This is a genomic window from Amycolatopsis sp. DG1A-15b (assembly GCF_030285645.1).
Classification (GTDB): domain Bacteria; phylum Actinomycetota; class Actinomycetes; order Mycobacteriales; family Pseudonocardiaceae; genus Amycolatopsis.
In genome coordinates, this window is record NZ_CP127296.1 from 1994811 (window position 1) to 2014543 (window position 19733).

Below are 19733 nucleotides of genomic sequence, written 5' to 3' on the forward strand. Positions count from 1 at the left end.
TAGGCGGCCCGCGGGCCGGCGGGCCGCGTTTCGACGAGTTCGAGCTCCGCCCGCCGTTCCCGCTGCGGGAAGAACGGGATGCCCGTCTGCCTTCCGGTCCTCAGGGCCGTGACAAGAATGGTTGTTAGCGTTAACATGCTCCCGCCCTCTGTCCACTGACGAACGGAGAACCCCGGTGACCTCACCCTTCAGCCGGCGGCGACTGCTCCAAGCCGCCGGCGCCACCGCCATCGCCTCCGCGGCCGGATCCGCCGTCGGCTGGGCACCCGCCGCTTCGGCGGCCACCGCGGCCGCCGGGCCGGTCCGCCCGGACACCGGGGTGTCCGCGTTCCCGTTCGACCTCGGCCAGGTGCGGCTGACCGCGAGCCGGTGGCTGGACAACCAGAACCGGACGCAGAACTACCTGCGGTTCGTCGACGTCAACCGGCTGCTCTACGTCTTCCGGGCCAACCACCGGCTCTCCACCGCCGGCGCGGCCGCCAACGGGGGCTGGGACGCGCCGAGCTTCCCGTTCCGCAGCCACGTGCAGGGACACTTCCTGACGGCGTGGGCGCAGCTGTGGGCCGTCGCCGGTGACACCTCGTGCCGGGACAAGGCCACGGCCATGGTGGCCGAGCTGGCCAAGTGCCAAGCGAACAACGGCGCCGCCGGGTTCTCCGCCGGATATCTGTCCGGCTTCCCCGAGTCCGATTTCGACAACCTCGAAGCCGGGCGGCTGACGAACGGCAACGTGCCCTACTACTGCATCCACAAGACCATGGCCGGCCTGCTCGACGTGTGGCGGTACATCGGCAGCACCCAGGCCCGCGACGTGCTGCTCAACCTCGCGGGGTGGGTCGACCGGCGGACCGCCCGGCTCAGCACCGCGCAGATGCAGTCGGTGCTGAACACCGAGTTCGGCGGCATGAACGACGTGCTGGCCGAGCTCTACCAGTTCACCGGAGACGCGCGGTGGCTGACCGCCGCGCAGCGGTTCGACCACGCCGCCGTGTTCGACCCGCTGGCGGCGAACCGGGATCAGCTCAACGGGCTGCACGCCAACACGCAGGTCCCCAAGTGGATCGGCGCGGCGCGCGAGTACAAGGCCACGGGCACCACCCGGTACCGGGACATCGCGACCAACGCGTGGAACATCACCGTCGGCGCGCACACCTACGCCATCGGCGGCAACAGCCAGGCCGAGCACTTCCGCGCGCCCAACGCCATCGCCGGCTACCTCAACCAGGACACCTGCGAGAGCTGCAACACCTACAACATGCTCAAGCTGACCCGGGAACTGATCGCGCTGTACCCGGACCGCGCCGACCTCGCCGACTACTACGAACGCGCCCTGCTCAACCAGATGATCGGCCAGCAGAACCCGGCCGACAGCCACGGGCACATCACGTACTTCAGCTCGCTCAACCCGGGCGGCCGCCGCGGCCTCGGCCCGGCCTGGGGCGGCGGCACGTGGAGCACCGACTACAACTCGTTCTGGTGCTGCCAGGGAACCGGGCTGGAAACCCAGACGAAGCTGGCCGACTCGATCTACTTCTACGCGGACACGACGCTGATCGTGAACCAGTTCCTGCCCTCGGTGCTCACCTGGACCCAGCGCGGCATCACGGTCACCCAGACCACCTCGTTCCCGGCGAGCGACACCGGCACGCTGACCGTGACCGGGAGCGTGAGCGGGACCTGGGCCATGCGCATCCGCATCCCCGGCTGGGCCACCGGGGCGACCATCAGCGTCAACGGCGTCGCGCAGAACGTGACCACCACCCCCGGCAGCTACGCCACCTTGTCCCGGTCCTGGGCCTCCGGCGACACGGTCACCGTCCGCCTGCCGATGAAGGTCGCCCTGAAGGCGGCCAACGACAACGCGAACGTCGCGGCGGTCACCTACGGCCCGGTGGTCCTGGCCGGGAACTACGGCACCAGCACGCTCAGCGCGCTGCCGTCCCTGAACGCGAGCTCGGTCACCCGGACCAGCAGCAGTGCACTCACCTTCAGCGCCACCGCGAACGGCTCCGCCGTCAACCTGGTGCCCTTCTACGACGCCCAAGGCTTCAACTACACCGTGTACTGGAACACCGGGGGAGCCGGCGCGACGACCTACCGGCTGGTCAACGCGGGCAGCGGGCTGGTGCTGGGCGTCGAGAACATGTCCACCGCCGACGGCGGCCGCGCGCTGCAGTGGTCGGACAGCGGCACCGCGGACCACAACTGGGAGATGATCACCGACGGCAGCGCCGTCCGGTTCCGGAACGCCAACAGTGGCAAGGTGCTGGGCGTCCTGGACATGTCGACGGCCGACAACGCTCGCGTTCTGCAGTGGTCGGACAACGGCACCGCTGATCACCGGTGGACGCTGATCGACCAGGGCGACGGGACGTCGAAGATCCGGAACGTCAACAGCGGGAAGCTGCTGACCATCGAGAACGGTTCCACCTCGGCCGGGGCTTATGCGGTGCAGGGGCCGGACAACGGCGCCGCGGCCAATCGGTGGCGGCTGGTGCGGAACGGCTGACGGGATGGGTGCTCCGCCACCCCGAAGCCTGGTTGTGACTTCACCGCCACGCGGCACCGGGTGCCGCGTGGCGGTCAGCCCGCGTCGTTGTCGGCGTACTTGATCGTGATGTTCTTGAAGCCCAGTGATTGCAGCAGCCCGGTCAGCATGGTCCGGGTGTTGCGCTCGGCGTCGGCCACCAGTGTGCTCTTGGCGGCCGCCGCCTGGATCTGCTTCTGGGCCAGCTCGTACAACGCCTGCTGGGAATTGGGGTTTCCGCCGAGGAACTCGTTGATGCGGGTGAAGAGGCCCTGCTGCTGGGCGTACACGTGGGACTCGTGGACGTCCAGCGTTGCCGGCTCCAGCTGGGCGTGTCCCAGCGTGATCGTGGCGGACTGGCGGTCGTCGGAGACCTGGACCGCGTTGCCCTTCAACCGCGAGAAGTCCACGTACGCGTTGTCCGTGCCCACTCCGATGAACAACGTGTCGCTGCCCACCAGGAAACTCGGGAGGACCGAGCTGGTGGTGATGTCGACGACCACCTGGAACGAACCACTCGCCGCCTCGTAGCGGGAGAGCTCGACGATCGACTGCAGCAGAACCGGACCGGAGTGCTCCTCGGTCCGCTCCGCGAACGGGTTGCGCATTTGGGGTAACAGGTGAACCGCCGATGCGACGAGTACCGCGGCGACCAGAACCACCACAGCCACAGCCAAAGCGACCAGCCGCTTGCCCCAAGCACCCATGCCGGGAGGAATACCCATCCGGCTGCCGGGCCAATCGACCGGTAGCGTGTGCCCGGATTCCGGCGAGGGGAGACGGTGTGCGCAAGTCGTGGTGGCTGTGGATCCTGCTGGCCGTCCTCGCCGTCCTGGTGCTCGGCCTGATCTTCGGCAGCGGTTACCGCAAGGGCACCAAGCTCGGCTCGCCGGCCGTGCCCGTGGTGGCGTGGAGCGCGGGCCGGACGGTCTAGCCCCGGGTCCGCCGCTTGGTTCCGGCCGCCACCGGCACGTCCCGGTAGCGCAGGATTCCCGCCACGCCCAGCAAGAACGTCGCGCAGACCGGGGCCGGGTCCGTGAGGCAGCCCGCGGCCATGGCGCCGTCGCGGAGCATGACGAAGTGCCGGGCCGCCGGCTCGGGGGCAGTCTCTCCCGTGTCGGCGAGCAGTTCCGTGACGGTGTCCAGGAACCACTGCCGGTGCGCGAGGACGGCCTGGTGGACCGGGTGGGCGGGGTCGGGGTATTCGGCGGCGGCGTTGAGGAACGCGCAGCCCCGGAACCCGGGTGCCCGGATGCCGTCGGCGATCGTCGCGGCCACCGCTTGGACGACGTCTTCGGGCGAGGCGCCGGGCGTCGCCGTGCGCGCCGCCGCCACCTGGGCCCGGATGGCCTTGTCCACTTCGGTCAGGTACGCGACCAGCAGGTCGTCCTTGCCGGGGAAGTGCCGGTAGAGCGTCGCGCGGGTGACGCCCGCGTCGGCGATGACCCGGTCGATGCCGACCGAATGCAGGCCCTCGGTGTAGAACAGCCGGCTGGCCGAGGCCAGCAGGCGTGCGCGCGCTTCGGACACCCGCTCTTCACCTCCCGGTTCGCTGAACCCAGCCTAGCAGATAGAACGGTCGGTCTTGACGGCGGCGAAGTACTGGTGCCATAGTCGCCAACGAGACAGATCGTTCTATCTACTAGGAGAGTGCATGGCCACCACCACCGCTCCGGACGCCGGCCTCGCGCAGACCCTGCGGCGGCTCTACTTCGTCCGGTTCGCGTTCGCCCTCGTCTGGGCGGGCCTGCTCTTCGCGACGGCGTCGAGCCTCGGCCCGGTCAGCATCGCGTTGCTGGTGCTGTACCCGTTGTTCGACGTCGCCGCGGCCGGGTTCGACGCGCGTTCGGCCCGGGCGGGCAAGCCGATCGCGGCGCTCTACGTGAACGTCGCGATCAGCTTGCTCGCCGCGGCCGGCCTGGCCGTCGCCGCCTCGTCCGGGATCCCGGGCGTCCTGCGCGTGTGGGGCGGCTGGGCGATCGTGGCCGGCCTGGTCCAGCTCGTCGTCGGCGTCACCCGGCGCGGGCTCGGCGGCCAGTGGCCGATGATCCTCAGCGGTGCGATCTCCGTCGTGGCCGGTGCTTCGTTCGTCCTCCAGGCCACAATGGACGGTGCCACGCTGACGGCACTGGCCGGTTACGCCACGCTGGGCGGCGTCTTCTTCCTCGTCTCCGCGCTGCGGCTGGGCCGGGGCCGCACGGCTCAGGAGCAGTAGGTCCCGTTGAGCGCCGGCTGCAGGAACGGCGGCGTGCTGCCGGTGTAGTTCGCGTTGTAGCCGAGCGTGGCCGTCGCGTTCGTGCCCAGGTTGCCGTTCCACGACGTGTTCTCGACCTTGACGACGTCGCCGGTGTCGCTCCAGGTCCCGGCCCAGCCCTGGCTGACGGTCACGCCGGGTGCGGAGAACGTCAGCGTCCAGCCGGTGATGGCCGCGCCGCGGTTCTCGATGACGATCTCGCCGGTGTAGCCGGTCGGCCAGCTGCTGACCACCCGGTGGGTGACCTTGCAGCCGCCGGTCGGCTGCGGGGTCGTGGTGGTCGGGGAAGTGGGCGTGGTCGGCGTGGTGGGTGTCGTCGGTGTTGTCGGCGTGGTCGGCGTCGTGGGGGTGGTGGTCTGGATCGGCCCGGCCGCGATGGCGAGGTCGTAGGCCCGCTGGGGCACGAACTGGCCGGCCGTGGCGATGCAGCCGTCCGCCTCGCCCGGCGGCTTGATCCACAGGAACGCGTCGATCTGGCCGTCGCCGGTCTGGTTGGTGCTCGGCGTGCCGATCGCACGCCCGCCCGGGTCGCACCACTCGCTGCCCTGCGGCCCGTTGCCGTTGCGGCTCGTGTCCACCACGGCCTTCAGCCGCGAGTCACCGAGCTGGCCGAGGATCGCCTTGTCGTAGGCCACTTCGTCGGAGGTCGCGCGGTAGTTGGACACGTTGGTCGAGATGCCGTCGGCGCTGTTGGAGATGTCGGCGGCCCGCAGCCGCGTCGCGGCGTCACCGGGGGAAAGCCAGGCGGAGTGCCCGATGTCGAAGTACACCTTCGCCTGCGACGAGCCGGCTTTCAGCTTCTTGCCCGCGTACGCCATCGACGCCGTGGTCTGGCGCTGCTGATCGCTGTTCTGGCAGTTCGTCATCTGCGGGAGCACGTCGGGCTCGAGCACGATGGCGGCGGGCCGGCCCGCCAGCCCGGCTGCCACCTGGTCGATCCAGGCCCGGTAGGCGTCGTGGGACGGTGCGCCGCCGCTGCTCGCGCCGCCGCAGTCGCGGTTGGGGATGTCGTAGACGACCATGATCGGGATCTTGCCCGCGGCGGCCGCCGCGCTGGTGTAGGCGTCCACCTCACCGCGCACCGTGGACGTGTTCGTGGTGGTGAACCACCGCGCCTGCGGTACCGAGGCGATGCGGTCGCGGATGACCGCGGTGCGCGAGTCGCCGGGGTTCGCCGCGACCCACTTGGCCGCGTTGGTGCCCGGGTCGACGTAGTACGCCGAGGCGGCGGCCTGTGCGCCGGCTCCCGTGGTCGTGGCGACCACGGCGGTCACGGCCACCGCGGCGAGTCCGCCGGCTGCCACTGTCCTGCTTCCCATGCACCTTCTCCTTCGAACGGCGGGGTGGCGCCGGAACCGGCCACTGGGAGCGCTCCCAGCAATCGGAGACTGTAGCCGGGGGAGGCGGCCCGGGAAAGGGGGACGGGGTGTCGTTCTCGCTCGCCGGCGCGAAAATTACATTTTCGCGAAGCGCCGGTGCGAGCCTCGCGACGGCCCGCTGAACTGCGGTGATTGCCGTCCGAGGTGGCGGTGACCGCGGTGTTTCGTAAACTGCGCGGGGGTCCGGTGCCGATGGTTGTTCGGCGGCAGGGTGGCTGTTAGCGTTAACGCCCAGCGTGTTCGCCATCGACGAAGATGGGGTTCTCATGGCGGTTTCCCCCTTCGCTGATCGACCGATTGTTTCGCCGGCTGGCCCGAGAGTTTCGCCGGGCGCCGCCTTCGTTCGGAAGTGAGGACTACCATGCTCCGGAGCGCGAGAATCGCGGCAGCGGCGGTGACCGCGGTCGTGTTGGCCGTGGCCGGCGGCGTCGTCGCCGCGGCGCCGGCCCAGGCCGCCACCTCGATCACCGTCAACGGCGGTTCGGGCGGCCGCACGTTCGACGGGGTCGGCGCGGTCAGCGGCGGCGGGGGCAACACCCGCCTGCTGATCGACTACCCCGAGCCGCAGCGCGGCCAGATCCTCGACTACCTGTTCAAGCCCGGCTACGGCGCCGCCCTGCAGATCCTCAAGGTCGAAATGGGCGGGGACACCAACTCCACCAGTGGCGCGGAGCCCAGCCACGCCCACTTCCGCGGCGATCTGGACTGCAACCGCGGGTACGAGTGGTGGCTCATGGAACAGGCGAAGGCGCGCAACCCCGGCATCAAGCTCGTGGGCCTGCCCTGGGGCGCCCCGGGCTGGATCGGCAACGGCACCTTCTTCTCCAACGACCTGACGGACTACTACCTGTCGTGGCTGGGGTGCGCCAAGCAGCACGGGCTGACCATCGACTACCTCACGAGCGTCCAGAACGAGAAGCAGTGGAGCGCCGACTGGACGGTCACCCTCCGCAACGCGCTCAACGCCAACGGGTACAGCGCCGTCAAGATCATCTCCGGTGACTCGTGGCCGGGCGACTGGGGCCCCGCGAGCGCGATCTCGACCAACACGGCCTACCGCAACGCGACCGACGTGCTGAGTGCCCACTACACCTGCGGCTACCTCAGCGCGCAGACCTCCTGCAGCGTCCCGGCGAACGTCACGAACACCGGGAAGACGTTGTGGTCCAGCGAAAACGGCTCCCAGGACTACAACGACGGCGCCAAGCCGCTGGCCCGCGGGATCAACCGCGTCTACCTCGACGGCAAGATGACCGCCTACCTCAACTGGGACCTGATCGCCGCCGTCACGCCGAACATCCCGTGGCCGACCGTGGGGCTGATCCTCGCCAACCAGCCGTGGTCCGGCTACTACTCGGTCGGCAAGGACGCGTGGGCGCTGGCGCACACGACGCAGTTCACCGCGCCCGGCTGGAAGTACCTCGACGCCTCCAGCGGCTACCTCGGCGGGAACCGCAACAACGGCAGCTACGTCTCGCTCAAGTCGCCCAACAACACCGACTACAGCACGATCATCGAAACGATGGACGCCACGTCGGCCCAGACGCTGAACCTGAACGTCACCGGCGGGCTGTCCACCGGCCAGGTGCACGTGTGGTCGACCAACCTCAACTCGAACAACACGGGCGACCACTTCGTCCACAGCACCGACATCACCCCGTCCGGCGGGGCCTTCTCCCTGACCGTCCAACCCGGCTACCTCTACTCCATCACGACCACCACCGGGCAGGGCAAGGGCACCGCGACCAGTCCGCCGCAGGGTTCGCTCAACCTGCCCTACAGCGATGACTTCGAGGCATACGCGAAGGGCAAGGAAGCCAAGTACCTGATGGACATGGAGGGCGCCTTCGAAACCTCCGCCTGTGGCGCCGGCCGCGCGGGCACCTGCGTCCGCCAGTCCGCGACGCAGAAGACGATCCCCTGGAAGAAGTTCGTCGACCCCTACGCGCTGCTCGGCAACGTGGCCTGGAGCAACTACACGCTGAGCACGGACGTGCTGCTGGAGAAGTCCGGGTACGTCGAGCTGCTCGGCCGGGCCGGCTCGCAGGACACCGGCAACCAGGGCGCGCTGAACGCGTACTACCTGCGGGTGAGCGACAACGGCGCCTGGTCCATCCGGCGCAACAACACCAGCCAGCAGAACACGACCCTGCGCACCGGCACGACGACCGCGCTCGGCACCGGCAGCTGGCACAAGCTGTCACTGGGCTTTTCCGGCAGCACCATCACCGCCTCCGTCGACGGCACCGTGCTCGGCACGATCACCGACGGCACCTTCCCGGCCGGCCAGGTCGGCATCGGCACGAGCGTGGGGGAGACCGCGCAGTTCGACAACCTCTCCGTCGCCGGTTCGGGTGGCGGCTCGACCTCCGTGCTGCGCAACACCGGCGCCGGCCGCTGCCTCGACGTCCCGGGCGTGTCCCAGACCAACGGTACCCAGGTGACGCTGTGGGACTGCAACGGTGGCAGCAACCAGCAGTGGACCCTCACCTCCGGCAAGCAGCTCCAGGTGTACGGCAGCAAGTGCCTCGACGCCGAGGGCGCCGCGACGACGTCGGGAACCCGGGCGATCATCTGGGACTGCACGGGCGGCACCAACCAGCAGTGGAATGCCGCCGCCGACGGCACGATCACCGGTGTCCAATCGGGACTGTGCCTCACCCCGAGCGGGAACGGCACCGCGAACAGCACGCCGGTCACCCTGCAGACCTGTACCGGCGGCAACGCCCAGAAGTGGACGCGGAGCTAGCCGCATTCGAAACAGACGGAGGAGTTCGTCGATGAAGGCACGCTGGAGAAGGGTGTGGCCGGCCGTGGTGATCGCCGCGGGCGCGCTGACCGGCACGGCGACGACGTCCCAGGCGGCCACCGAGGGGCCGTGTGACATCTACGCGGCCGGCGGCACGCCGTGCGTCGCCGCGCACTCGACCACCCGGGCGCTGTACGGCGCGTACAACGGCTCGCTCTACCAAGTGCGGCGCGCGTCGGACAGCACGACGCGGGACATCGGGGTCCTGAGCGCCGGCGGCGTCGCGAACGCCGCGACGCAGGATTCGTTCTGCGCGGGCACGACGTGCCTGATCACGGTCATCTACGACCAGTCCGGCCGCGGCAACCACCTGACCCAGGCGCCGCCGGGCGGCTTCCCCGGCCCGGCGCCCGGCGGGTACGACAACCTGGCCAGCGCGACGGCCGCCCCGACCACCGTCGGCGGCCAGAAGGCGTACGGCGTGTTCGTGGCGCCGGGCACCGGCTACCGCAACAACAACACCAACGGCGTCGCGACGGGTGACCAGCCGGAGGGCATGTACGCGATCTTCGACGGGACGCACTACAACGGCGGCTGCTGCTTCGACTACGGCAACGCCGAGCGCAACAGCCGGGACAACGGCAACGGCACGATGGAAGCCATCTACTTCGGCAACATCAAGGTCTGGGGCTACGGCGCCGGCAACGGCCCGTGGATCATGGCCGACCTGGAAAACGGCCTGTTCTCCGGGGTCAACCAGCGCTACAACGCCAACGACCCGAGCATCAGCCACCGGTACCTGACCGCGATCATCAAGGGCGGCCCGAACCGGTGGGCCATCCGCGGCGGCAACGCCCAGTCCGGCGGCGTGTCCACCTTCTACGACGGCGTGCGCCCGAACGTGGCGGGCTACAACCCGATGCGCAAGGAAGGCGCCATCATCCTCGGCACCGGCGGGGACAACAGCATCGGATCCGCCGGCACCTTCTACGAAGGGGTCATGACGTCCGGTTATCCCTCGGACGCCACCGAGAACGCCGTCCAGGCCAACATCGTCGCGGCCGGGTACGGCACCGGCAGCAGCAACACCGGAACCGGGCCGCTGCACGCGGTCGGTGCGGGCAAGTGCCTGGCCGCCCCGAACTCCACCCAGGGCACGCAGCTGCAGATCGCCGGCTGCAGCGGCCAGGCCAACCAGACCTGGACCCGCACGACGGACGGCAGGCTGACGGCGACGCTCGGCGGCGCGACGATGTGCCTCGACGCCTCCGGCCAGGGCACGAGCGCGGGCACGAAGGTGGTGACCTGGCCCTGCAACGGCCAGGGCAACCAGCAGTGGACCGTCAACTCCAACGGCACGGTCACCGGTGGCCAATCCGGACTGTGCCTGGACGTCACCCGCGCCTCCACCGCCGACGGCGCACCCGTCGAGCTGTGGACCTGCAACGGCGGCAGCAACCAGCAGTGGACGTTGGGCTGACCCGTCCCGACACCGAAACGAGGACAGCGATGATCACCGGCTCACCCCCGCGGCGGCCACTCCGGACCGCCGTCACCGTCCTCGCGGCCGCCGGGCTGGCGGCGACCGCTCTGGTGCTCTCGCCCGGCGTCGCCGGGGCGGCGAGCACGCTCGGGGCCGCGGCGGCGCAGACCGGACGATACTTCGGCGCCGCGATCTCGACGAGCCACCTCGGCGAGGCGGCCTACGTCAACACGTGGACGTCGGAGTTCAACGGCGTCACCCCGGAAAACGAGATGAAGTGGGCCACGGTCGAGCCGAACCGCAACCAGTTCAACTTCGGGCCCGCGGACCAGATCGTCAGCCAGGCCAGGAGCAAGGGGATGAAGATCCGCGGGCACACGCTGGTGTGGTACCAGCAGCTGGCCCCGTGGGTCGGCGGGCTGGACGCGAACAACCTGCGCTCGGCGATGCTGAACCACATCAGCCAGGTGGCCGGGCACTGGAAGGGCCAGGTCATCGCGTGGGACGTGGTCAACGAGGCGTTCGAGGAGAACGGCACCCGGCGGCAGGCGACCTTCCAGCAGAAGCTCGGTGACGGCTACATCGAGGACGCCTTCCGCGCGGCCCGCACGGCGGACCCGAACGCCAAGCTTCTGCTACAACGACTACAACACCGACGGCATCAACGCGAAGAGCACCGGGATCTACAACATGGTCCGGGACTTCAAGAGCCGCGGCGTGCCGATCGACTGCGTGGGCTTCCAGAGCCACCTCTCCTCGAACTCGAACCTGAGCAGTTACCAGGCCAACCTCCAGCGCTTCGCCGACCTCGGCGTCGACGTCCAGATCACCGAGCTGGACGTCGGCGGCTCGGGGACCGGCCAGGCGAACGTGTACCGGCAGGTGACCCAGGCGTGCCGGGCGGTGACCCGGTGCACCGGCATCACGGTCTGGGGCGTCACGGACAAGTATTCGTGGCGCTCGGGCGACACCCCGCTGCTGTTCGACGGCAACTACGGCAAGAAGCAGGCCTACACCGCCGTCCTCGACGCGCTCGGCGGCGACGACCCGGATCCCGGCGGGAGCACCGGTCCGGTGCGCGCCACGGCGTCGAACCGGTGCCTCGACGTCCCGGGCTCGGCGGGCTCGGCCGGCACCCAGGTGCAGATCTGGGACTGCCACAGCGGCGCGAACCAGCAGTGGACCCGCGGCAGCGCGGGGGAGCTGAGCGTCTACTCCGGTGCGGGGAAGCGGTGCCTGGGCACCGCGGGCGGCGGAACCGCCGCGGGCACGGCGGCGGTGATCGCGGACTGCACCGGCGGGGCCGGGCAGAAGTGGACGTTCACCGGCAGCGGCACGGTCACCAACGGCCAGTCCGGGCTGTGCCTGGACGTGTCCGGCGCCGCGACCGCCAACGGCACCAAGGTGATCATCTGGACCTGCACCGGCGGAGCCAACCAGCGGTGGACCGGACCGTCCGCGCCGAGCGGCGGCACCCTGCCGGCCCGCTACTCGTGGAGCTCCAGCGGTGCGCTGATCGCCCCGAAGTCCGACGCGACGCACGACATCGCCGGCATCAAGGACCCGTCGGTGGTCTACGCCGACGGGAAGTACCACGTGTTCGCCAGCACGGCGAACGCGGCCGGGTACAACCTGGTGTACCTGAGCTTCACGGACTGGGCCCAGGCCGGCTCGGCCACCCAGTACTACCTGGACCAGTCGGGGATCGGCACCGGGTACCGCGCGGCGCCCGAGGTGTTCTACTTCGCGCCGCAGAAGCTGTGGTACCTGGTCTACCAGGACGGCAACGCGGCCTATTCGACCAACCCGGACATCGGCAACCCGAGCGGCTGGAGCGCCCCGAAGCACTTCTACCCGTCGATGCCGGCGATCATCCAGCAGAACATCGGCAGCGGCTACTGGGTGGACATGTGGGTGATCTGCGACGCCGCCGCCTGCCACCTGTTCTCCTCCGACGACAACGGTCACCTCTACCGGTCGCAGACGTCGGTCGCGAACTTCCCGGACGGCATGAGCGACCCGGTCATCGCCGCCCAGGACGCGGACCGGTACGCGTTGTTCGAAGCGTCCAATGTGTACAAGGTGGCGGGTGCGGACCAGTACCTGCTGATCGTGGAGGCGATCGGCGTCCGGGGAAGGTACTTCCGGTCCTGGACGTCGAGCGCGATCGCCGGACCCTGGACACCGCTGGCCGACACCGAGAGCGCCCCGTTCGCCGGCGCGGCCAACGTCTCGTTCCCGGCCGGCTCGTGGACGACGGACATCAGCCACGGCGAGATGATCCGGGCCGGTACGGACCAGACGCTGACCATCGACCCCTGCCGCATCCGCTACCTCTACCAGGGCCGGGACCCCGCCTCCGGCGGGGACTACAACAGCCTGCCGTGGCGGCTGGGCCTGCTGACGCAGACGAACGCCACGTGCTGACCGGTGCCCGCCGGAAGCCCGGCGGGCACGCTGAGGGAGAGGACCTGGCCTGCTTCACCGTACCGGCGCGGTGAAGCAGGCCAGGGCCGTCGACGCCGGGCCGGGATCGGTCAGCCGGCGCGGTCGAGGTCGGCCAGGTCGAGGACGAAGCGGTAGCGGACGTCGCCCGCGGACAGCCGGTCCAGGACCTCGTTCACCCGGGCCGACGGGACGGTTTCGACGTCCGCGGTGACGGAGTGGCGGGCGCAGAAGTCGAGCATCGCCGCGGTCCCGGGCCGGCCGCCGCTGCCCGCCGAGGTCAGTTTCTTGCGGCCCACCAGCAGGTCCATCGCCTCGACCGTGAGTGAGCCGAGGTGGCCGACCTGGCTGAGGGTGCCGTCCAGGGCGACCAGCCGCAGGTACGGGCCGAGGTCGTGGGGGGCCGCGATGGTGTCGATGACGACGTCGAACCGGTCGCGGGCCGCTTCGAGCTGCCGGGGATCCGCCGACACCAGCAGCTCGCGCGCCCCGAGCCGGGTCGCATCCGCGGCCTTGCCGGCCGACCGGCTGATGACCGTCGTCTCGGCGCCGAGGGCGACCGCGAGCTTGACCGCCAGGTGCCCCAGGCCGCCGAGGCCGATCACCGCGACCCGGGTGCCGGGCCCGGTGCCGAGCGCGCGCAGCGGTTCCCAGACCGTGATCCCCGCGCACAGCAACGGTGCGGCGGCCGCCGGGTCGAGACCCGCCGGGAGCCGGTAGGCGAAGTCTTCCCGGACGACGTATTCGCGGGCGAACGCGCCCAGCGTGGGGGAGCCGTCGTGGCGGTCGGTTCCGCCGTAGGTCAGCGTGGGGAACTCGGCGCAGAAGTTCTCCTGGCCGCGGCGGCACATCGCGCACTTCCCGCAGGAGTCGACGATGTTGCCGACCGCCACCGGGTCGCCGGCCGCGAACCGCGTCACCGCCGGCCCGGTCTCGGTCACGACGCCGGTGAACTCGTGGCCCGGCACCAGCGCGGTGTCCCGGGGGCCGTGCAGCGCGTGCAGGTCGGTGTGGCAGACCCCGCAGTGGTCCACGCGGATCGCGATGTCGTCGTCGCGCAGGTCGCGCCGGTCGAGCGTGGCGCGCCGGAGGGTGGGGTCGTTCGCGCCGGCCAGCCAGCCGGTGGTGGTCCGCATCGCAGCTCCTCGAGAAACAGAACAGTCGGTTTGTTCGCTCGACGCTAGCGCGCCCGGCCCGGGAAAAGCAAACCGACTGTTCTGTTGTAAGCTGGCCGGCATGGCCGACAAGCTGCTGACCTCGCGCGGAGCTGCCACGAAGCAGCGCATCGTGGACGCGGCGACCGAGGAGTTCGCCCGGTACGGCATCGCCGGGGCGCGCGTCGAGCGCATCGTCGAGGCGGCCCGGACCAACCGGGCCCAGCTGTACGCCTACTTCGGCAGCAAGGACGGGCTGTTCGACGCGATCTTCTTCGCCTCGCTGGAGCGGATCGTCAACGTGGTGCCGATCGACGGCGCCGACCTCGCCGGCTGGGCGGTCCGCCTCTACGACGAGTACCTGCGGCGCCCGGACCTCATCCGGCTCGCGACCTGGACCCGCCTCGAGCGGCGGCCGGCCGGGCACCTGGTGGCCGACGCCGACCGGAGGGACGACCCCAAGCTGCGGGCCATCGCCGAAGCGCAGGCCGCGGGGCTGGTCCGGGCGGGCGACCCCTTCGACCTGATGGCGATGGTGATCGCGATGTCCATGGCGTGGTCGCCGGTCAGCAACGTCTACGCCGCCACGGACGCGGAACCGGCCGAGGTCCACGACCGGCGCCGGGCGCTGTTGCGGGAGTGCGTGCAAAGCGTCATCGCCCCCGCCTGAACGCGGCACGTTCCGGCACGGTCGGCTCGGGAAGTGCCGCTCACCGCCGGCGTGCTTCGTCCAGCCGCCGCGCTTCGGCGGCCTGCTCGAAGGGCGTGTCGCCCGCCGGGTGCCGGTCGCCCAGTGCGGCGAACAGGGCGGCGACCTTCGCCGAGTCGTGGTGGGCGGCGAGGTCCGCCAGCGCGGGATCCGTCTCGGCCAGCACCTGCCGGAACCGGAGCTCCGCCAAGGGGCCCAGCCGGTCGTAGATCTGCAGGAACACCTTCTGCGCCCGGTCGCGCGCCCAGTCGTCGGGTTCCGTGCCGGGCGAGCTCGTCGAACAGCCGTTTGCCGTCCGGGGCGGGACCGGCCGCGGGGTCATCGGGTCTTGCGGTCCCAGATCACCACCGGCGGCGCGTCCGGGTAGTCCGTGTCATGGGCGATGACCTTGTCCACCTTCGGGTTGTGGCGCAGGATCGGGAACTCGTCCATGTCGAACACGTTGTTCGGGCGGCGGGAGGCGAGCTCGTCGCCCTGGCCGGCCCAGCCGCTGGACTTGCCCGGCGTGTTCGGCAGGGCGATGTGGACGTCGCCTTCCGCGTTGCGGCCGAGCGCCTTCGACGCGTCCTTCCACACCTTTTCGCCGTTCGGGTGGTTGTCGGAAAAGTTGGGCATCTCGATGCCGTTGTCCTTCAGGATGCCTTCGAGGGTGTTGCCGCCCTTCTTCTTCGCCATGTCGATCGCCGGGTTTTCGATCGAGCCGTGGTACTTCGCGTCCGAGATCTTGGTGCCGGTCGCGGGGTCGACGACCGAGTCCTTGATGTGGCCGCCCGACCAGAACCAGGACTTGTCCTTGCCCGGCGCCATCATCTCGTCCCACTTCTTCGAGAACTTGGCGTACTGCTCGTCGGTCATGTTGTGCGGGCGGACCTTGCCGTCCGGGTCGCGGAACTCGGCCAGGCCGTCCGGCTTCTTGGCCCCCGGCGGGAGCTTCGCCGCGTCGCCGCCGCCCGCCGGATTGTCCGGGGCCTTCGGGCCGCCCGTCTTGCCGCAGGGGCTCTGCACCAGGCCGAGCGGGTCGCTCTGCAGGTGGGGCTGCGCCACGTAACCCACCGGGTCGGGCGCCGCGGCCAGGCCGAGCGGGTCCTGGCTCAGGTACCGGGCCGTCCGCGGGTCGTAGTAGCGGTAGACGTTGTAGTGCAACCCGGTCTCGGTGTCGCGGTACTGGCCCGGGAAGGCCAGCGGCATCGGCGCGGTGCCGGAGGTCGAGGGCAGCAGCTCGCCCCAGAAGCTCGTCCGCGCCTGCCAGCCGAGCGTCCCGTCCGGGCCGACGAGCTCGGTCGGCGTGCCGGCCGGTGACGTCACCACCGTGTGGAAGCGCACCTCGGAGCCCCGCTGCTCGACCTGGACCACCGGCCGGCCGTCGCCGGGGTGCCGCTCCCAGGTGAGCACGCGCGAGGAACCGTCGTCGGTCAGCTCGATCTCCTCGACGAGCTCGCCACCGCTCCAGACGAACCACGTCTCGGCGGTCCGCCGCGGTGCGCCGTCCTCGCCGAGCACCCAGCGCCGCTTGGCGAACCGCCGTCCCAGCGGGTCGTAGAGGTAGGTCCAGAACGACTCGTCCGGGGCGATGACGGCGACCAGCCGGTCCAGCTCGTCCCAGACGAACCGCCATTCCGCCGGCCCGGCCGCCGTGGGCCGCACCCGGCCGGTCACCCGGCCCTGCGGGTCGTGGCCGTACCGCGTCCCGGCCGGCGGCACGAGCCGGCCCGCCGCGTCGTAGGTGAAGCGTTCGACGACTTCGGGCGCGCGCACCTCCGTGACCCGGCCCGCCTGGTCGAACCCGAACCGGACCGGCCGGGCGTCGTCGATCGCGGCGAGCCTGCCGTCCGGCGTGTACGTGTAGCCGCGCCGGCCCACGCCGGTGATCGTCTGCTCGGCGAGCCGGTCCGCGGCGTCGAAGACCTGGCGCAGCACCACTTCGCCGTCGACCGAGCGAGCGGTTTCACGGCCGGCTTCGTCGTACTCGAAGGCGACCTCGTGGCCCGCGACGCGAAGCGACGCCGGGCGATCGCCGTCGTACCGCCACTCACTGTCCACACCGGACAGCGTGGTGCGGTGGACGCCCGCGGCGTCGTAGGTCCAGCGCACGCCGACGCCGTTGAGGGTCTCTTCGCGCACCCGCCCGCGTTCGTCGCGCACGATCTGCAGGACCGATTCGTTGTTGACCGCGTACTCGAGCTGCCCCAGTGCGTCGTAGGCGTACCCGGTGACACCGGTCGCCGTCCGCCGTTCGACGACGTTGCCGAGCGCGTCGTAGGCGTATTCGGTGACTTCGCCGAGGCCGTTCGTCATCCGCCGCAGCTGCCCGGCTTCGTCGTAGGCGTAGGTCAGCCGGCGCCCGTCGAAGTCGGTCTCCTCGACGAGCCGTCCGGCGGGATCGTAGGTGTAGCGCCAGGTCAGGCCCCGCGGGTTGGTCACGGCGACCAACCGCAGTTCGGCGTCGTAGCGGTACGCCGTGCGCGCGCCGGCGGCGTCGATCTCTTCGATCGGCAGGCCGAACGGGCCGTACGTGCGCCGGGTCGTCCGCCCGGTGGCGTCGCGGTGCTCGACGACGCGGCCTTCGCCGTCGTGGCGCCAGCTTTCCCGCTCGCCGTGCGGGCCGATCCGCCAGGCGCGCTGTCCTTCCGCCGTCCAGCCCAGCCGGGCGGCGCCGCCGGAGGCGGTGTGCACCAGCCGGGGCCTGCCGAACGGGTCGCGGTCGCCCGGCCGCGCCGCCGCGGTGATCACCGGTGCGTCACCGAGGGCGTCCGCCGGTCCGTCGACGCGCAACCGGGTGGAGACGCCGGGGAGCGCGGCGTAGGGGTCGGACGCCGGGGCGACGGCCCGCACGTTCCCGGCGCGCAGTTCCACCTCGCCGGTCCCGGTGGGGGTGAGCCGGACCTCGGAGCCGTCCGGCCGCGTCACCGTCGTCAGCACGCCGTTCTCGTAGCCGTAGAAGGTGATCCGGCCGAGCTCGTCGGACTGCGACAGCAGGTCGTCGTACCGGGTCCACGAGTACCGGCGCGTGTGCCCGAGCGGGTCGGTCCGCTCGACGAGCTGGCCGGCCTCGTTCATCCGGTAGGTCCAGGTGTGGCCGAGCGCGTCGGTGTGCCGGGTGGTCCGGGCCTCGGTGTCGTAGGCGAAGGTGCCGTTGAGGTAGCGCTCGGCACCGACACTGCGGACGCAGCGGCCCTCGGCGTCGTAGACGTACCGGTACCAGGTGCCGGTACGGTCCTGCCAGCCGACGATCCGGTCGTCGACGTCGTAGTCGAGGTTCACCGGGCGCCCGGTGAACCCGGCGATCTGGGTCAGCTGGCCGAGCCGGTTGTAGCCGTACCGGACGACCGGCGCGCCACCGGGCGCGCCGAGCGCGGTGATCCGCCCCGAGCCGGCTTCGACGCTGATCTCGGTGCCGTCGTCCCGGCGCAGCAGCCGCGGCGCACCGCTCTCGGCGTGCTCGACCGTGGTGCGGCTGCCGCCCTGCTCGATGACCGTCAGCGGCAGCACGCGGCCGGGGCCGGCCGCGAACACCAGGTCGCGGGCACCCGCCGACAGCCGGTAGCCCTCGGCGGTCCGGCGCAGCGGGTGGCGCGGGCCTTCGATCGGCAGCACGGGCCGGTCGCCGTCCGGTCGCGGGTACACGAGAACCATGCCGTCCTCGGCGAAGAACCGCAGGTGCTCGCGGTCGGCCTCCAGTCGCTGGTCCAATGTGGACGCCCAGGAGCGGCCGAACCACCGGCCGGCGCGGTAGGCCGACAGGTGCGTGCGCGAGAGCTCGAGGTCGCCCGCCTCACCCGGCAGCGTCAGGTCGACCTGCTTCAGCACCACCTCGCCGGTGGCGACGTCCACCGGGTCGGAGACGCAGACCTTCTTGTCGTCCGGCACCGCGCGGTCGCGCGGGCCGTCGCCCTTCGGGTCCCCCTTCGGTTTGCCGCCGCCGTCGGGGCCGCCCCGGGGCGTGCCTCCGGGCGGGTCGGCCTTCGGCGGCGGCGGGGTGTCGGCCGGTGGGTCGCTCTTCGGGGGCGGATCCGTCTTGGGCGGTGGATCGGACTTAGGCGGCGGGTCGCCCTTCGCGCCCGCCGCGCTGGTGCTGTCGTCGCCCTTCGGTGGCGGGTCGGTCTTGGGGGGCGGGTCGGTCTTCGGGGGTGGTGCGTCCGGGCCGCCCTTGCCCTTGGGGCCGCCGATGTCCTTGGGACCGCTCTTGATGTCGGCGTGCTTCGGCGGGGGCGCGGCCTTACCCGGCTTGATGTTCCGCAGCGCCTTCGCCGCGTCCGCGAACAGATCACCCGCCCGCTTCAGCAGCGGAACCAGCGCCTTCAACGCGGTCACCAGCCGCTTGACCAGGTCGGCGATCTTCGACGCGGTTTTCGCGACCGCGTTGATCACCTGCGGCACGACCCAGGTCATCCCGATCCCCAAGGTGAACACGACCTGCAACGCCCAGCTGATCAGGTGCCCGACCAGCTCCGCGATGATGTCCCGCACCAACGCCCGCACCGCGGCGACGACCTCACCGGCGGTCTTGACGCCGCTGGAAGCGCCTTCACAGCCCTTCTGCGCCGTCTCCAAGAGCGTCACGGTGTCCTGCGCGCGCTGGCGGTAGGTGTCGGCGGCGGCGCCGGTCCACGACGAGACGTCGGTCTTGACCATGCCGGTCAGGTCCACGCCGATGCTGCCCAGCTCGGTGGCGACGTTCTTCCACGTCTCCGACTGCGCCGCGATCTCGTCGGCGTTGCCGGTCAACCCGTTCAGGGCCTCCTTCAACGGCCCGACGTGCTCGATCAACCACCCGACACCGGCGGCGAGGATCGCCCCGAACGGGTCCATCGCCATCGACAGCGCGTCCAGCGCCGTCCCGACGGCCCCGAGCGCGACCGACGCCCAGTCCCCGCTCTCGATGGCCGACTTCAGGTCGTTCGCCGACTCCAGCAGCGAAATGCCCGAGTACGCCTTCGTGGAGTCCTTGGTCTCCGCCACCAGCGGGTTCGCCACTGCACCACCCTCTTTTCACCGAGTGTTGGCCCAAAATTAGCAGCGCCGGACCCGGCCCC

At 70.9% G+C, this 19733-nt stretch carries 13 protein-coding genes and 1 pseudogene; 8 read left to right on the top strand and 6 right to left on the bottom strand.

Annotated elements, in window-relative coordinates:
* Nucleotides 1-175: 175 nt before the first annotated feature.
* Nucleotides 176-2509: a beta-L-arabinofuranosidase domain-containing protein gene (locus tag QRY02_RS09125; RefSeq protein ID WP_285991058.1), complete on the top strand. Its 2334-nt coding sequence runs from the start codon at nucleotides 176-178 to the stop codon at nucleotides 2507-2509.
* A 74-nt stretch (nucleotides 2510-2583) separates the two neighbouring features.
* Here the strand turns inward: QRY02_RS09125 and QRY02_RS09130 are convergent, their stop codons facing one another.
* Complete coding sequence (locus tag QRY02_RS09130; RefSeq protein ID WP_285991059.1) at nucleotides 2584-3135, bottom strand: DUF4230 domain-containing protein; 552 nt, start codon at nucleotides 3133-3135, stop codon at nucleotides 2584-2586.
* A 176-nt stretch (nucleotides 3136-3311) separates the two neighbouring features.
* On the opposite strand from QRY02_RS09130, the gene QRY02_RS09135 reads away from it, so the two are divergent.
* Nucleotides 3312-3461, top strand: a complete 150-nt coding sequence (locus QRY02_RS09135) for a hypothetical protein (RefSeq protein WP_285991060.1) — start codon at nucleotides 3312-3314, stop codon at nucleotides 3459-3461.
* On the opposite strand, the gene QRY02_RS09140 is transcribed toward QRY02_RS09135, so the two are convergent.
* A complete protein-coding gene (locus QRY02_RS09140) occupies nucleotides 3458-4057 on the bottom strand; it encodes a TetR/AcrR family transcriptional regulator (RefSeq protein WP_285991061.1) in 600 nt (199 codons plus the stop codon). The two genes, QRY02_RS09135 and QRY02_RS09140, sit on opposite strands and share 4 nt — an antisense overlap.
* 124 nt (nucleotides 4058-4181) lie before the next feature.
* Here QRY02_RS09140 and QRY02_RS09145 point away from each other — a divergent pair, with 124 nt between their 5' ends.
* Nucleotides 4182-4742: a hypothetical protein gene (locus tag QRY02_RS09145; protein ID WP_285991062.1), complete on the top strand. Its 561-nt coding sequence runs from the start codon at nucleotides 4182-4184 to the stop codon at nucleotides 4740-4742.
* On the opposite strand, the gene QRY02_RS09150 is transcribed toward QRY02_RS09145, so the two are convergent.
* Nucleotides 4730-6085, bottom strand: a complete 1356-nt coding sequence (locus QRY02_RS09150; RefSeq protein WP_353069523.1) for a glycoside hydrolase family 6 protein — start codon at nucleotides 6083-6085, stop codon at nucleotides 4730-4732. The genes QRY02_RS09145 and QRY02_RS09150 overlap by 13 nt on opposite strands.
* Nucleotides 6086-6521: 436 nt before the next feature.
* Here QRY02_RS09150 and QRY02_RS09155 point away from each other — a divergent pair, with 436 nt between their 5' ends.
* The 4 genes and pseudogenes from QRY02_RS09155 (at nucleotide 6522) to QRY02_RS09170 (ending at nucleotide 12819) form a co-directional block, all read left to right on the top strand.
* Entirely contained in the window at nucleotides 6522-8909 is a 2388-nt protein-coding gene (locus tag QRY02_RS09155) for a ricin-type beta-trefoil lectin domain protein (protein ID WP_502874195.1), read from the top strand.
* A gap of 31 nt (nucleotides 8910-8940) precedes the next feature.
* Nucleotides 8941-10389 carry an arabinofuranosidase catalytic domain-containing protein gene (locus QRY02_RS09160; RefSeq protein WP_285991065.1) on the top strand — a complete coding sequence of 483 codons (1449 nt, stop codon included), beginning with the start codon at nucleotides 8941-8943 and terminating at the stop codon, nucleotides 10387-10389.
* A gap of 29 nt (nucleotides 10390-10418) precedes the next feature.
* Nucleotides 10419-10952, top strand: a pseudogene (locus tag QRY02_RS09165) (endo-1,4-beta-xylanase); the annotation flags it as partial.
* A 10-nt stretch (nucleotides 10953-10962) separates the two neighbouring features.
* Nucleotides 10963-12819: a non-reducing end alpha-L-arabinofuranosidase family hydrolase gene (locus QRY02_RS09170; RefSeq protein WP_285991066.1), complete on the top strand. Its 1857-nt coding sequence runs from the start codon at nucleotides 10963-10965 to the stop codon at nucleotides 12817-12819.
* Nucleotides 12820-12929: 110 nt separating this feature from the next.
* On the opposite strand, the gene QRY02_RS09175 is transcribed toward QRY02_RS09170, so the two are convergent.
* Complete coding sequence (locus tag QRY02_RS09175; RefSeq protein WP_285991067.1) at nucleotides 12930-13973, bottom strand: NAD(P)-dependent alcohol dehydrogenase; 1044 nt, start codon at nucleotides 13971-13973, stop codon at nucleotides 12930-12932.
* Between the two features lie 100 nt (nucleotides 13974-14073).
* Between QRY02_RS09175 and QRY02_RS09180 the strand changes: the two genes are divergently transcribed.
* Nucleotides 14074-14661: a TetR/AcrR family transcriptional regulator gene (locus QRY02_RS09180; protein WP_285991068.1), complete on the top strand. Its 588-nt coding sequence runs from the start codon at nucleotides 14074-14076 to the stop codon at nucleotides 14659-14661.
* A gap of 40 nt (nucleotides 14662-14701) precedes the next feature.
* On the opposite strand, the gene QRY02_RS09185 is transcribed toward QRY02_RS09180, so the two are convergent.
* Together QRY02_RS09185 and QRY02_RS09190 are read right to left on the bottom strand one after the other, a co-directional pair.
* Complete coding sequence (locus QRY02_RS09185; RefSeq protein WP_353068936.1) at nucleotides 14702-15022, bottom strand: hypothetical protein; 321 nt, start codon at nucleotides 15020-15022, stop codon at nucleotides 14702-14704.
* Nucleotides 15019-19674 carry a DUF6531 domain-containing protein gene (locus tag QRY02_RS09190; protein WP_285991069.1) on the bottom strand — a complete coding sequence of 1552 codons (4656 nt, stop codon included), beginning with the start codon at nucleotides 19672-19674 and terminating at the stop codon, nucleotides 15019-15021. The genes QRY02_RS09185 and QRY02_RS09190 overlap by 4 nt, the downstream gene beginning before the upstream one ends.
* Between the last annotated feature and the right edge of the window lie 59 nt (nucleotides 19675-19733).